The organism is Streptomyces lycii (assembly GCF_009735685.1).
Classification (GTDB): Bacteria; Actinomycetota; Actinomycetes; order Streptomycetales; family Streptomycetaceae; genus Streptomyces; species Streptomyces lycii.
Map to the genome: position 1 here is coordinate 1 of NZ_WHPN01000132.1, position 11,967 is coordinate 11,967.

Here is an 11,967-nt window from a genome sequence, read left to right on the forward strand (position 1 = left end):
GACGGCTGCGCAGGCTCAACCTCGTCATGCTGCTCCCGCCGCTCGTGGTCGGCGGGATGCTGCTGGTGGCGGTCCGGGCCGAGAGCTGGTGGCAAGCCGTACTCCTGGGCGCGGGCGTGGCGGCGGCCGTGGTGGCCTTCGTGCGGTGGGCGGCGGGCGAGCTGTCCCGCGTCGCACTGCCGTGCCTGGTCGTCGCCGCGGCCGTGTGGCTGCTCGGCGCGCTGGTGGCCGGCAGCCACGCCGCGTTCTACGGCATATCCGTCGTGGGCCCCCTCGTCGTCCCCCGGCTGCCCCGCCACCGGGGAGCGGCCGCCGTCGGGCTCGCCTGCTACGTCGCCGCCGTGGGCGCGGCGCGGCTGCTGGTGTCCGACGAGGCCGTCGCCGAGGTCCTGCTGCTGTACGTGCTCATTCCCACGGGCGCCACCGTGGTGCTGACCGGGCTCATGTTCCCCAACAAGCGGTTCTACGACGTGGTGCGGGAGCTGGAGCAGTCACGGGAACGCGAAGCGGAGCTGGCCGTCATCCGCGAACGCGTCCGGTTCGCGGGCGATCTGCACGACATCCAGGGCCACACGCTCCACGTGGTGAAGCTGAAGGCCGCGCTCGCCCGGAAGCTGGTGCACAGCGACGCGGACCGGGCGGAGGAGGAGCTGCGCGAGATCCACGCCCTGGTCAGCGACACCATCACCCAGTCCAAGGAACTCGCCTACGCGCAGCGGCGGCTCAACCTCTCCGCGGAGCTGGAGAACGCCAAGAACCTCTTCGAGGCCGCGGGCATCCTGGTACGCGTCCACCGCGAGGACGCGGCCGGGGACCGGGCCGGCCGGGGCGCGGACGAACTGCTCGGCCAGGTCCTCCGCGAGACGGCGACCAACATCCTGCGGCACGCGCAGGCCACGCAGGTGCGGATCACCCTCTCCGGGTCCGGCATCGCCGTCGTCAACGACGGAGCGGAGGACGGCCCGCTGCCGGAACTCGGCGGGCTCGCCGGCCTCGGCCGACGGGTGGCCGACGCCGGAGGCGAACTCGAGGCGGAACAGGACAACGGATGGTTCCTGACGGCCGTGGAGTTCCCGCCCCCGCTCACCGGCGCGGCCCCGGCGGCAACGCGGAAGGACGACCGATGACCACCGTCGTGCTCGCCGACGACGAGGCCCTGCTCCGCAAGGCGCTGGCGGCCCTGCTCCCGCTGGAGGGAGAGATCGCCGTACTCGCCGAGGCGGGCGACGGCGAGGCGGCCGTACGGGCCACGCTGCGGCACCGCCCCGACGTGCTCGTCATCGACCTGGAGATGCCCGGGACGGACGGACTCGCCGCCGTCGCGGAGATCCGCCGTGCGCGGCCGGGGCAGGTGATCCTCATGCTGACCCGCCACGCCAGACCGGGCGTGCTGCGCAAGGCCCTGAAGCTCGGGGTCCAGGGCTTCGTCAGCAAGTCCGCCGAACCGGCGCACATCACCTCGGTCATCAAGACCCTGCACGAGGGGAGGCGGTGGATCGACCCGGACGTCTCCGCGCTCGCCGTCATCGACGACTGCCCTCTCACCGACCGCGAGCTGGACGTGCTGCGGGTCACCCGCGAGGGCTACTCCGTCGCCGACATCGCCACCCGGCTCCGCCTCGCGGAGGGCACCGTGCGCAACTATCTCTCGAACGCGATGGGGAAGACCCAGACCCGGACCCGGCACGAAGCGGCGCGGTACGCGCGTGAACACGACTGGCTGTGAGAGCGGCTGGGCGCGGGCCCGCCGCCTGCCCGCCGCTGCCCACCGCCCGGCGGGCACGATACGCCGCTGCGACGTGCTGCGACGTGCTGCACCTGCTGCGACGTGCTGCGACCTGCTGTGGCGTGCTGCGACCTGCTGTGGCGTGCTGCGGGGCGGCGGCCGCTCGCCGCGCACAGCCGGCGGGTCCGGCCGGCCGCTGCCCGCCGGGTGCGCCCGCCGTATCGCCCGCCGCGCACGGCACCGCACGGCCGCCGGGGGCCGTGCGCGGCGATCGCCCGCTCCCTCCTCGCCGGGTGACCCCGGCTAGGAGCGCCGTACCGGAATGCTGGTCACGAACGGCTGCTCCGGCGCCGGGTCGGCGAAGAAGTCGTTGCCCTTGTCGTCCACCACGATGAACGCGGGGAAGCCCTCGACCTCGATCTTCCAGACCGCCTCCATGCCCAGCTCCTCGTACTCCAGGACCTCGACCTTCTTGATGCAGTCCTGGGCGAGCCGGGCCGCCGGGCCGCCGATCGAGCCGAGGTAGAAGCCGCCGTGCGCCTTGCAGGCGTCGGTCACCTGCTGCGAGCGGTTGCCCTTGGCGAGCATCACCTTCGAGCCGCCCGCGGCCTGGAACTGCTCAACGTACGCGTCCATCCGCCCCGCCGTCGTCGGCCCGAACGAGCCGGAGGCGTAGCCCTCGGGGGTCTTGGCCGGACCGGCGTAGTACACCGGGTGGTCCTTGAGGTACTGCGGCATCTCCTCGCCCGCGTCCAGCCGCTCCTTGATCTTGGCGTGCGCGATGTCGCGCGCCACGACGAGCGTGCCGGTCAGCGACAGCCGGGTCTTGACCGGGTGCCTGGTCAGCTCGGCGAGGATCTCGTCCATCGGGCGGGTCAGATCGACCCTCACGGCCTCCAGGTCCGGGCCCGCGCCCTCGGTCAGCTGCTCCTCGGTGGTCTCCGGGAGGAAGCGCGCCGGGTCGGTCTCCAGCTGCTCCAGGAAGACGCCCTCGGCCGTGATCTTCGCGACGGCCTGCCGGTCGGCCGAGCAGGAGACGGCGATCGCGACCGGGCAGGAGGCGCCGTGCCGCGGCAGCCGCACCACGCGCACGTCGTGGCAGAAGTACTTGCCGCCGAACTGCGCGCCGATCCCGATCTTCTGCGTCAGCTCGAAGACCTTCTCCTCCAGCTCCTTGTCCCGGAAGCCGTGGCCGGCCGGGGAGCCTTCGGCGGGCAGCTCGTCGAGGTAGTGCGCGGAGGCGTACTTCGCGGTCTTCAGCGCGTACTCCGCGGAGGTGCCGCCGACGACGATCGCCAGGTGGTACGGCGGGCAGGCCGCGGTGCCCAGCGAGCGGATCTTCTGCTCCAGGAACGTCATCATGCTGCCCTCGTTGAGGACGGCCTTCGTCTCCTGGTAGAGGAACGACTTGTTGGCCGAGCCGCCGCCCTTGGCCATGAACAGGAACTTGTACGCGCCGCCGTCGGTGGCGTACAGCTCGATCTGCGCGGGCAGGTTCGTGCCGGTGTTCTTCTCGTCCCACATGGTCAGCGGTGCCATCTGCGAGTAGCGCAGATTGAGCTGCGTGTACGCGTCGTAGATGCCGCGCGAGAGCGCCTCCTCGTCCCCGCCGGGGGTGAGGACGTTCTGCCCGCGCTTGCCCATGACGATCGCGGTGCCGGTGTCCTGGCACATGGGGAGCACGCCGGCGGCCGCGATGTTCGCGTTCTTGAGCAGGTCGAGCGCCACGAAGCGGTCGTTCGCGGACGCCTCGGGGTCGTCCAGGATGCGGCGCAGCTGGGCGAGGTGGGCCGGGCGCAGATAGTGCGAGATGTCGTGCATGGCCTCGGCGGCGAGCTTGCGCAGGGCCTCCGGCTCGACCTTGAGGAACGTACGTCCGTCCGCCTCGAAGGTGCTGACGCCCTCCGCGGTCACCAGCCGGTACGGCGTGGTGTCCTCACCCAGGGGAAGGAGGTCGGTGTACGCGAACTCGGGCATCGTCGGGGTTCCTCTGCTTCTGCTCGGCGGGGTTCTGCTCGGCTCCTGCCCGGCGGGTTCTGCCCGGCGGGCCTGCCCGGCTGGGCTCGGGGCCCGTCCAGCCTAGAACGCCTTGCGGGCTTCCGGTTCTGTGAGGTAAGGCTCACTCGGTGGCCTGTGGCCTGTGGCCTGTGGCCTGTGGCCTGTGGCCTGTGGCCTGTGGCCGGTGGCCCGTGGGCCCGTGGCCGGGCGCGGGCTGAGTCCGCCCCGTCGATACGGCGCGGCAGGGCGCGACGCGGCATGACAACTCCGTTGTGACAACCGGGCGCGACAACCCGCGTGACAACCCGTCGCGACAAGCCGCCGCGCCCCCTAGTCGCGATCTATCGCGTTTGGGTACGCTGGGCGGGTGGATGCAACGTCACGGGGGACGGCCCCCGACACCCCGGACACACCGCGCGGCGCACAGGCCCCCTCGCTGCGGAAGGAACAACTTCCCGCGGCCCCGGCTCCGGCCGCGCAGGCGGACATCCGGGCGTCCGACAAGGATCGCGACCGTATCGCGGATGTGCTGCGGGAAGCCCTGGCCGAGGGCCGGCTGACCACCGAGGAGCACTCCGAACGGATCGACCTCGTCTACCGCGCCAAGACGGTCGGCGAGCTGGAGCCCCTGGTCCGCGACCTGCCGGCGGCCGGACGGCCGCAGCGGGACCCCGCGCCGGAATCCGGGGCCACCGCCATGCCGCCCCACTCGGCGACCACCACCGCGGCGGAGAACCTCATCGCGGTCTTCGGCGGCGCCAGCCGCAGGGGCCGCTGGCGGGTGGGGCGCAGGACGACCGCGTTCGCCGCTTTCGGCGGTGTGGAGATCGACCTGACGGAGGCGGTCTTCCAGCAGCAGGAAGTCGTCATCAACGCCACCGCCGTCTTCGGCGGCATCGAGATCCGGGTCCCGGAGAACGTCTCGCTGCGCGGCACGGGCACCGGCATCTTCGGCGGCTTCGACGTCAAGACCTACGAGGCCCCGGACCCGGACGCCCCGGTCGTCGTCGTCACCGGCTACGCCCTCTTCGGCGGGGTGGAGGCCAAGCCCAAGAAGGGCAAGCGGCTGCGGGATCTTCGCGATCGCGTGCGCAAGGAGATGGAGGGCTGAGACGGCCCCGCACCGGCCGGATCCGGCCGCCACGGTGTGAATAGGCGCGCGCACAGCGGGTAGGGACAGTCGAGTCCTCTCTCGCGCGGCATGGGGGTGCAAACGGTCGCGCGAAGAGAGACGGCAAGGGTGACTCTTTCGCGAAGCCGTCGTCAGGAGTAGACCGTGCTGCATTCGCCGCATCAGTCCGTGCAGGCCGCCGTACCCCCGCAGCGCGTCACAGCGCGGGACCAGGACGGTCCCTGGCATGCGGAGGCGGTGTGCCGCCGGGACGAGGCCGGGCTGTTCTTCGCCCCCTCCAAGGAGCCGACGGCCGCGCGGCTGTCCCGGGAGGAGGCCGCGAAGCGGGTCTGCGCCCGCTGCCCGGTGCTCACCGACTGCCGGGAGCACGCGCTGCTGCAGCCGGAGCCCTACGGCGTGTGGGGCGGGCTCACCGCAGCCGAGCGCCGCGTCGTGCTGGCGCGCCGCCGGCGCCGGGAGGCCGAGTTGCAGAAGACCGTGCGACCGGCGATATCCCGGGTGGCCGCGGCCGGCTGACAGGCCGTACGCCGGAGGGGCGTCCCGTGCTGCGGGACGCCCCTCCGGCGGTTTGCGCGCGCCGGGTGCGCGGGGGCCGGGCGGCCCGGGCGGGCCCGGGTGCCGGGCTCGGGTGCTCGGGCCGAAGGGCCCGGGTCGCCGGGGCCGGGTCGCCGAACTCCGGTCGAAGGCTCGGGTCGCCGGGCTCCGGGCAAGGGCTGCTCCGGATCGAGGACCGTTCCGGATCGGAGGCCGCTCTGGCCCGCCGGGCCCGGTTCGACGGGCTCGCCCCGGCGGCCGTCGGCGGCCTCGGCCCGTCGGCCTCGGCCCGTCGGCCTCGACCCGTCGGTCCCGTACGCCGGTCTCAGCGCGCCCGGTCGAAGTCCACCGCGCTGTAGGCCCGGAGCTTCTTCAGCCGGTGCGTCGAATCGATCTGCCGGATCGTGCCCGACCGCGAACGCATCACCAGCGACTGCGTGGTGGCGGTCTCCGCGCGGTACCGCACACCGCGCAACAGCTCGCCGTCCGTGATCCCGGTCGCGACGAAGAACACGTTCTCGCCGCTGACCAGGTCGGCCGTGTGCAGCACCCGGTCGAGGTCGTGGCCCGCGTCGAGCGCGCGCTGCTTCTCCTCGTCGTCCTTCGGCCACAGCTTGCCCTGGATCGTGCCGCCGAGGCACTTGATCGCGCAGGCCGCGATGATCCCCTCGGGGGTGCCGCCGACGCCCATCAGCAGATCGACGCCGGTGCCCTCGCGGACCGCCATGATCGCGCCCGCGACGTCGCCGTCCGAGATGAACTTGATCCGGGCGCCCGTCTCGCGGATCTCCTTGACGATGCCCTCGTGCCGCGGGCGGTCCAGCACGACCACCGTGACGTCCTCGGGCGTGCTGTTCTTCGCCTTGGCCACGCGCCGGATGTTGACCGACGGCGGGGCGGTGATGTCGACGTAGTCCGCCGCCTCCGGGCCGGTGACCAGCTTGTCCATGTAGAAGACCGCCGACGGGTCGAACATGGTGCCGCGGTCGGCGACGGCCAGGACGGACACGGCGTTCGTCATGCCCTTGGCGGTGAGCGTCGTCCCGTCGACCGGGTCCACGGCGACATCGCACTCCGCTCCGGTGCCGTCGCCCACACGCTCCCCGTTGAACAGCATCGGCGCTTCGTCCTTCTCGCCTTCGCCGATCACCACGACGCCGTTCATGGAAACCGTGTGCACCAGGGTGCGCATGGCCTTGACGGCGGCGCCGTCCGCGCCGTTCTTGTCACCGCGGCCGACCCACCGCCCGGCGGCCATCGCGGCGGCCTCGGTGACCCGGACGAGTTCCAGGGCGAGGTTGCGGTCGGGATGCTCGGGACTCACGTCGAGCGGGGGCGGCAGTTGTTGCTCGGTCATCGGTGCGCACCTTTCTGTACGACGACGGCCGGATGTTGAGGGTGCTCAGACTTTATCCGCTTACCGCCAATCTGAGCAGGGCGCCCCACGAATGAGCGCCTTCGCCGTGATGGCGGGGGCCGCGGAACGGGCAGGGCGCGCCATGGGGGACCATGGACGGGTGGCAAGCATGCGCGGTAAACAGACAGTGCGGGACATGGTGCTGTCGATGACGGTGATCGGACTTTTCGCCGCCGGTATCTACCTCTTCATCCCGCACGACGAGAACCAGGACCCGATCAAGCGGGTCGACTACACGGTGGAGCTGGACTCGGCCCGCCGCGCCGCGCCGTACCCGCTCGCGGCCCCGGAGGGACTCCCCGGGAGCTGGAAGGCGACCTCCGTCACCTACGATGGCGACGACCCGGCGGGCGCGGCCTGGCACCTGGGCTACCTCGACCCGGAGCGGGAGTACGTCGCGGTCGAGCAGAGCGACGGCAAGGCGTCGAAATTCATCGCGGACGTCACCCACGGGGCGAAGAGGACCGGGGAGAGCCGGCGCATCGGCGAGACGGAGTGGCAGCGCTACGAGGGCGAGAAGTACGACGCGCTCGTGCGCCGGGAGCCGGATGTGACCACGGTCGTCACGGGTACGGCCTCGCAGGAACATCTGGCGAAGATGGCCGCGGCGCTGAAGGCGTCCTGAGCAGGGCCGGTGCCTGGCCGGTGCCCGGAGCGTGTGCGGTGCCCGGAGCCGGCCGGTGCCCGGAGCTGTGGCAGGGCTGAGGTGGTGTCTGGCTGAACCGGAGCCTGTCCGGTGCCCGAAGCCGGGGCGGAGCCGGAGCCCGGCCGGGCTGAGCTGGAGCCGGGGCTGAGCCTGTCCGGCCCCCGGAGCCGGCCGGTGCCCGGAGCCGGAGCCGGGGCTGAGCCGGAGCCGGGTCGGGCTGAGCCGCTGTGCGCGGGATTGAGGGAGTGCCCGGGGCAGGGCCGGCGCCTGGGGGGTCTGTCGGGTGCCGGGGGTGGGCCCTCCGGGAGGGGGTCTTCCACCGCATATTTACGGCCGCCTGAACGGTACGCGGAAGAGTCACCCTTTTTCCGCGGCCACAAATACACGTAAGCGTGGAAGACCCCCTCCCTCCGGGCCCACCCCCTCCCGTCGGCATGGCGGCTGCGGGTCGTGCTGGGCTTGCGGGCGTGGAGTCGCCCGGGGGGCTTGTGTCGGGGGCTGTGGGTGGTGCCGGGCGGGCCTACCTCTTCCCGTTGGCATGGCGGGTGCGGGTCGTGCTGTCTTGCGGGCGTGGAGTCGCCCGGGGGGCTTGTGTCGGGGGCTGTGGGTGGTGCCGGTTGCCGGTGTGGAGTCGGGAGGCGGCGGGTCTTGGCTGCCTGTGGTCATGGGCTGAGGGGGCGGGCTCAGGTCTCGTCGGGCTCCTGCTTCGGGGGGCCCTCCGGTTCCTCGGTCCCGGCCAGCGCCGCGTCGAGCCGGGCCCGTGCCCCGTCGAGCCAGCGGCGGCAGACCTGCGCCAGTTCCTCGCCGCGCTCCCAGAGCGCGAGGGACTCCTCCAGTGTCGTGCCGCCCGCCTCCAGGCGGCGTACGACCTCGATCAGCTCGTCGCGCGCCTGCTCGTACCCCAGCGTGTCGTCCGGCGTCGGCGCGGTCCCGGTGTCTGCCATGCCGCCAGCCTAAAGCCCGGGGGTGACATGCCGGGCCGGCCGGCGGGCTCCGTGGAACAGTGCCGGGACGGTTCGGGGTCCCTCCGGTTTCCCCCGGCCGGGGCGGACTAGCCGGAGTCGGAGTCGGGGGCCCGGGAGGGCTTGCCGGTGCGGGGCTTGGCGGGGGACTTGGGGCCGGGCTTCGTGCCCGAGCGGGGCTTGGCCGGAGCCGGGCGGGAGCCGGAGCCGGAGGCGGCGGAGTGGGGAGGCTGCGCCGTCACCGCGAGTTCGCCGTCCGCCACCCGTGCCCGGAGCCGCTCGCCCTCCGCTACGTCCCGCGCCGCCCGGACCACGGACCCGTCCGGGCGCTGGAGCACCGCATACCCCCGCTCCAGCGTCGCCGCCGGGGACAGCGCCACCACCCGGGCCCGGGTGTGCGCCAGCTCCGAGTCGGCGCGGTCCAGCAGATGCCGCAGGGTGCGCCGGGACCGGTCGCACAGGGCCGCCAGCTGCTCCTCCCGCTCCTCCACCATCCGGTGCGGGCGCTCCATGCAGGGCCGGGCCAGGGCCGAGGCCAGACCGCGCCGCTCCCGGTCCAGCAGGCCGTTGACGCTGCGCAGCGACCGCTCGCGGAGCTGCTGGATGCGGTGCAGCTCCTCGCCGACGTCCGGCACGGTCTTCTTCGCCGCGTCGGTCGGCGTCGACGCCCGGACGTCGGCGACCAGGTCCAGCAGCGGCGAGTCCGGCTCGTGCCCGATGGCGGAGACGACCGGGGTCCGGCAGGCGGCGACCGTGCGCACCAGCTGCTCGTCGGAGAAGGGCAGCAGGTCCTCGACGCTGCCGCCGCCCCGGGCGACCACGATCACGTCGACCTCGGGGTGCGCGTCCAGCTCCCGGACCGCCTCGACCACCTGCGGCACGGCGTGCACGCCCTGCACCGCGACATTGCGCACCTCGAAGCGGACGGCCGGCCAGCGCAGCCGGGCGTTCTCCAGGACATCCCGCTCGGCGGCCGAGGCGCGGCCGCAGACCAGCCCTATGAGCTGCGGCAGGAACGGCAGCGGCCGCTTCCGGTCCGCGGCGAACAGCCCCTCGGCGGCCAGCGACTTCTTCAGCTGCTCCAGCCGGGCCAGCAGCTCGCCCACCCCGACCGGCTTGATCTCGGCGGCCCGCAGCGAGAGCTGCCCGCGCGGGGCGTACCACTCCGGTTTGGCGTGCACGACGACCCGGGCGCCCTCGGAGACGACGTCCGCGACCTTGTCGAAGACGCCGCGGAAGCAGGTGACGGTCAGCGAGATGTCGTACGACGGATCGCGCAGCGTCAGGAACACGACGCCCGCGCCGGGCCGCCGCGACAGCTGGGTGATCTGCCCCTCGACCCACACGGCGCCGAGCCGGTCGATCCAGCCGCCGATGAGCCGCGACACCTCACCGACGGGGATCGGGGTGTCGGCCGAGGTGTTGAGTGCCATACCAGGAGGCTAGCGGCACGCTCCGACAAGCGGGGCCGGCCGGACGGAGGGGGGACGTCCGGGCCGGGGCGGCGGCCGTACGATGGACGGCATGACTGCTACGCCCAGCCCGTCGCCCGACGCCGCAGCCACCGCGGGCGCCCCGCGCCGCGAAGGCCGGGGCCGTGTCCTGCTCGCCGCCCCGAGGGGGTATTGCGCGGGCGTGGACCGTGCCGTGATCGCCGTCGAGAAGGCCCTGGAGCAGTACGGCGCGCCGGTCTATGTGCGCAAGGAGATCGTGCACAACAAGTACGTCGTGAAGACCCTGGAGAAGAAGGGTGCGATCTTCGTCGAGGAGACGGAGGAGGTGCCCGAGGGGTCCATCGTGATCTTCTCGGCGCACGGGGTGGCCCCGGTCGTCCACGAGGAGGCCGCCTCCCGGAAGCTGGCGACCATCGACGCCACCTGCCCGCTCGTCACCAAGGTGCACAAGGAAGCGGTCCGCTTCGCGAAGGACGACTACGACATCCTCCTCATCGGCCACGAGGGCCACGAGGAGGTCATCGGCACCAGCGGTGAGGCCCCCGAGCACATCACCCTGGTCGACGGCCCGGACGACGTGAAGAACGTCGAGGTCCGCGACCCGGAGAAGGTCGTCTGGCTCTCCCAGACCACGCTCTCCGTCGACGAGACGATGGAGACCGTGGACGCGCTCAAGGAGCGCTACCCGAAGCTCATCAGCCCGCCCAGCGACGACATCTGCTACGCCACGCAGAACCGTCAGATCGCGGTCAAGCAGGTGGCGGCCGACTCCGACCTGGTGCTGGTCGTGGGCTCGAAGAACTCCTCGAACTCCGTCCGCCTGGTCGAGGTCGCCCTCGGCGCCGGGGCGAAGGACGGTCATCTCGTGGACAACGCCGACGAGATCGACGAGGCCTGGCTGGAGGGCGTCTCCACGGTCGGCATCAGCTCCGGTGCGTCGGTCCCCGACGTGCTCGTCGAAGGCGTCATCGACTGGCTCGCCGAGCGCGGCTTCGGCGACGTGGAGATCGTCCAGCCGATGGAGGAGAGCATCACCTTCTCGCTGCCGAAGGAGCTGCGCCGCGACCTGCGCGCCGAGGCCGCCGCCGCGGTCTCCGGCCCGGACGCCCCCGCCTCCTGAGCGGAGGCCCGCGGGCCGGGCGACGCCCCGGCGGGACGCGGCGACGCATACCCGGCCGTCGTCCGGGCTAGGTTGATGACCATGGCGGCGAACTCCGGGGCACAGACCCCACAGACGGCCCCGTTGAGCGGGCAGCGGACCGAGCGGACCGGCCCGGCGGAGGAGACCGGGCAGATCCTGGGCGTGGACATCGGCGGCTCCGGGATCAAGGGCGCCCCGGTCGACCTGACCCGCGGCGATCTCGCGGCGGCCCGGCACAAGGTGCTGACCCCGCAGCCGTCGACCCCGGACGCGGTGGCCGGCTGCGTCGAGGAGGTCGTACGGCACTTCGGCTGGACCGGGCCGGTCGGCGTGACGTTCCCCGGCGTCGTCCGGGACGGCAGGACGCTGACCGCCGCCAACGTCGACAAGGGCTGGGTCGGCCGGGACGCCCGGGCGATGCTCGCCGACCGGATCGGGCTGCCCGTGACCGTACTGAACGACGCGGACGCGGCCGGGGTCGCCGAGATGTCGTTCGGCGCGGGGCGCGGCCGGGACGGCACCGTCGTCGTGCTGACGCTGGGCACCGGCATCGGCAGCGCCGTGTTCATCGACGGCCGTCTCGTGCCGAACACCGAACTCGGTCATCTGGAGCTGGACGGCCACGACGCGGAGACCCGTGCCTCGACGCGCGCCAAGGACGACGAGGAGCTGAGCTGGACCGAGTGGGCGGGCCGCGTGGAGCGCTATCTGGCCCATGTCGAGATGCTGTTCTCGCCCGCGCTGTTCGTCATCGGCGGCGGGGTGAGCCGCAAGTCGGCGAAGTTCCTGCCGCTCATCGAGGGCGTACGGGCGGAGCTGGTGCCGGCCGAGCTCCAGAACAACGCGGGGATCGTCGGCGCCGCGATGTCGGCCGCGGCGGCGCAGGGCTGAGCGGACGCCCTCGGCCGTGCCCTGCGGCTCCGGGCCCGGGCCTGGAGGCGGGCTTCGCGCCCGGGC

The 11,967-nt window shown here is 72.9% G+C and carries 11 protein-coding genes; 7 read left to right on the forward strand and 4 right to left on the reverse strand.

Annotated elements, in window-relative coordinates:
• Both GCU69_RS05695 and GCU69_RS05700 read left to right on the forward strand, forming a co-directional pair.
• On the forward strand, window positions 1–1,127 hold a 1,127-nt coding region (locus tag GCU69_RS05695), incomplete at its 5' end, for a sensor histidine kinase (protein WP_156205302.1).
• Window positions 1,124–1,726, forward strand: a complete 603-nt coding sequence (locus tag GCU69_RS05700; RefSeq protein ID WP_098753756.1) for a response regulator transcription factor — start codon at window positions 1,124–1,126, stop codon at window positions 1,724–1,726. The genes GCU69_RS05695 and GCU69_RS05700, both read left to right, overlap by 4 nt.
• Before the next feature lie 303 nt (window positions 1,727–2,029).
• Here the strand turns inward: GCU69_RS05700 and GCU69_RS05705 are convergent, their stop codons facing one another.
• A complete protein-coding gene (locus tag GCU69_RS05705; protein ID WP_156205303.1) occupies window positions 2,030–3,703 on the reverse strand; it encodes a fumarate hydratase in 1,674 nt (557 codons plus the stop codon).
• 388 nt (window positions 3,704–4,091) lie between these two features.
• Between GCU69_RS05705 and GCU69_RS05710 the strand changes: the two genes are divergently transcribed.
• The gene (locus GCU69_RS05710; RefSeq protein WP_408055767.1) at window positions 4,092–4,835 is read left to right on the forward strand and encodes a DUF1707 SHOCT-like domain-containing protein; all 744 of its coding nucleotides are present in this window, start codon (window positions 4,092–4,094) and stop codon (window positions 4,833–4,835) included.
• Between the two features lie 165 nt (window positions 4,836–5,000).
• The gene (locus GCU69_RS05715) at window positions 5,001–5,372 is read left to right on the forward strand and encodes a WhiB family transcriptional regulator (RefSeq protein WP_098753758.1); all 372 of its coding nucleotides are present in this window, start codon (window positions 5,001–5,003) and stop codon (window positions 5,370–5,372) included.
• 343 nt (window positions 5,373–5,715) lie between these two features.
• On the opposite strand, the gene glpX is transcribed toward GCU69_RS05715, so the two are convergent.
• Entirely contained in the window at window positions 5,716–6,747 is a 1,032-nt protein-coding gene (gene glpX / locus GCU69_RS05720) for a class II fructose-bisphosphatase (protein ID WP_098753759.1), read from the reverse strand.
• A 169-nt stretch (window positions 6,748–6,916) separates the two neighbouring features.
• On the opposite strand from glpX, the gene GCU69_RS05725 reads away from it, so the two are divergent.
• A complete protein-coding gene (locus GCU69_RS05725) occupies window positions 6,917–7,432 on the forward strand; it encodes a DUF4245 domain-containing protein (protein ID WP_176604536.1) in 516 nt (171 codons plus the stop codon).
• A gap of 704 nt (window positions 7,433–8,136) precedes the next feature.
• On the opposite strand, the gene GCU69_RS05730 is transcribed toward GCU69_RS05725, so the two are convergent.
• The gene (locus GCU69_RS05730; protein ID WP_098753763.1) at window positions 8,137–8,397 is read right to left on the reverse strand and encodes an exodeoxyribonuclease VII small subunit; all 261 of its coding nucleotides are present in this window, start codon (window positions 8,395–8,397) and stop codon (window positions 8,137–8,139) included.
• 107 nt (window positions 8,398–8,504) lie between these two features.
• On the reverse strand, window positions 8,505–9,848 hold the full coding sequence (gene xseA / locus GCU69_RS05735; protein WP_156205304.1) for an exodeoxyribonuclease VII large subunit: 1,344 nt from the start codon (window positions 9,846–9,848) through the stop codon (window positions 8,505–8,507).
• A 91-nt stretch (window positions 9,849–9,939) separates the two neighbouring features.
• Here xseA and GCU69_RS05740 point away from each other — a divergent pair, with 91 nt between their 5' ends.
• Together GCU69_RS05740 and ppgK are read left to right on the forward strand one after the other, a co-directional pair.
• A complete protein-coding gene (locus tag GCU69_RS05740; RefSeq protein ID WP_098753764.1) occupies window positions 9,940–10,989 on the forward strand; it encodes a 4-hydroxy-3-methylbut-2-enyl diphosphate reductase in 1,050 nt (349 codons plus the stop codon).
• A gap of 81 nt (window positions 10,990–11,070) precedes the next feature.
• Window positions 11,071–11,901, forward strand: coding sequence for a polyphosphate--glucose phosphotransferase (ppgK, locus tag GCU69_RS05745; RefSeq protein WP_098753765.1), 831 nt, complete (start codon window positions 11,071–11,073; stop codon window positions 11,899–11,901).
• Window positions 11,902–11,967: the final 66 nt, after the last annotated feature.

Excerpts from the sequence above, each read along its gene's own strand:
- GCU69_RS05700 (WP_098753756.1), top strand. The coding sequence starts at position 1,124 with ATGACCACCGTCGTGCTCGCCGACGACGAGGCCCTGCTCCGCAAGGCG.
- GCU69_RS05705 (WP_156205303.1), bottom strand. The coding sequence starts at position 3,703 with ATGCCCGAGTTCGCGTACACCGACCTCCTTCCCCTGGGTGAGGACACC.
- glpX (WP_098753759.1), bottom strand. The coding sequence starts at position 6,747 with ATGACCGAGCAACAACTGCCGCCCCCGCTCGACGTGAGTCCCGAGCAT.
- GCU69_RS05725 (WP_176604536.1), top strand. The coding sequence starts at position 6,917 with ATGCGCGGTAAACAGACAGTGCGGGACATGGTGCTGTCGATGACGGTG.
- GCU69_RS05730 (WP_098753763.1), bottom strand. The coding sequence starts at position 8,397 with ATGGCAGACACCGGGACCGCGCCGACGCCGGACGACACGCTGGGGTAC.
- xseA (WP_156205304.1), bottom strand. The coding sequence starts at position 9,848 with ATGGCACTCAACACCTCGGCCGACACCCCGATCCCCGTCGGTGAGGTG.
- GCU69_RS05740 (WP_098753764.1), top strand. The coding sequence starts at position 9,940 with ATGACTGCTACGCCCAGCCCGTCGCCCGACGCCGCAGCCACCGCGGGC.
- ppgK (WP_098753765.1), top strand. The coding sequence starts at position 11,071 with ATGGCGGCGAACTCCGGGGCACAGACCCCACAGACGGCCCCGTTGAGC.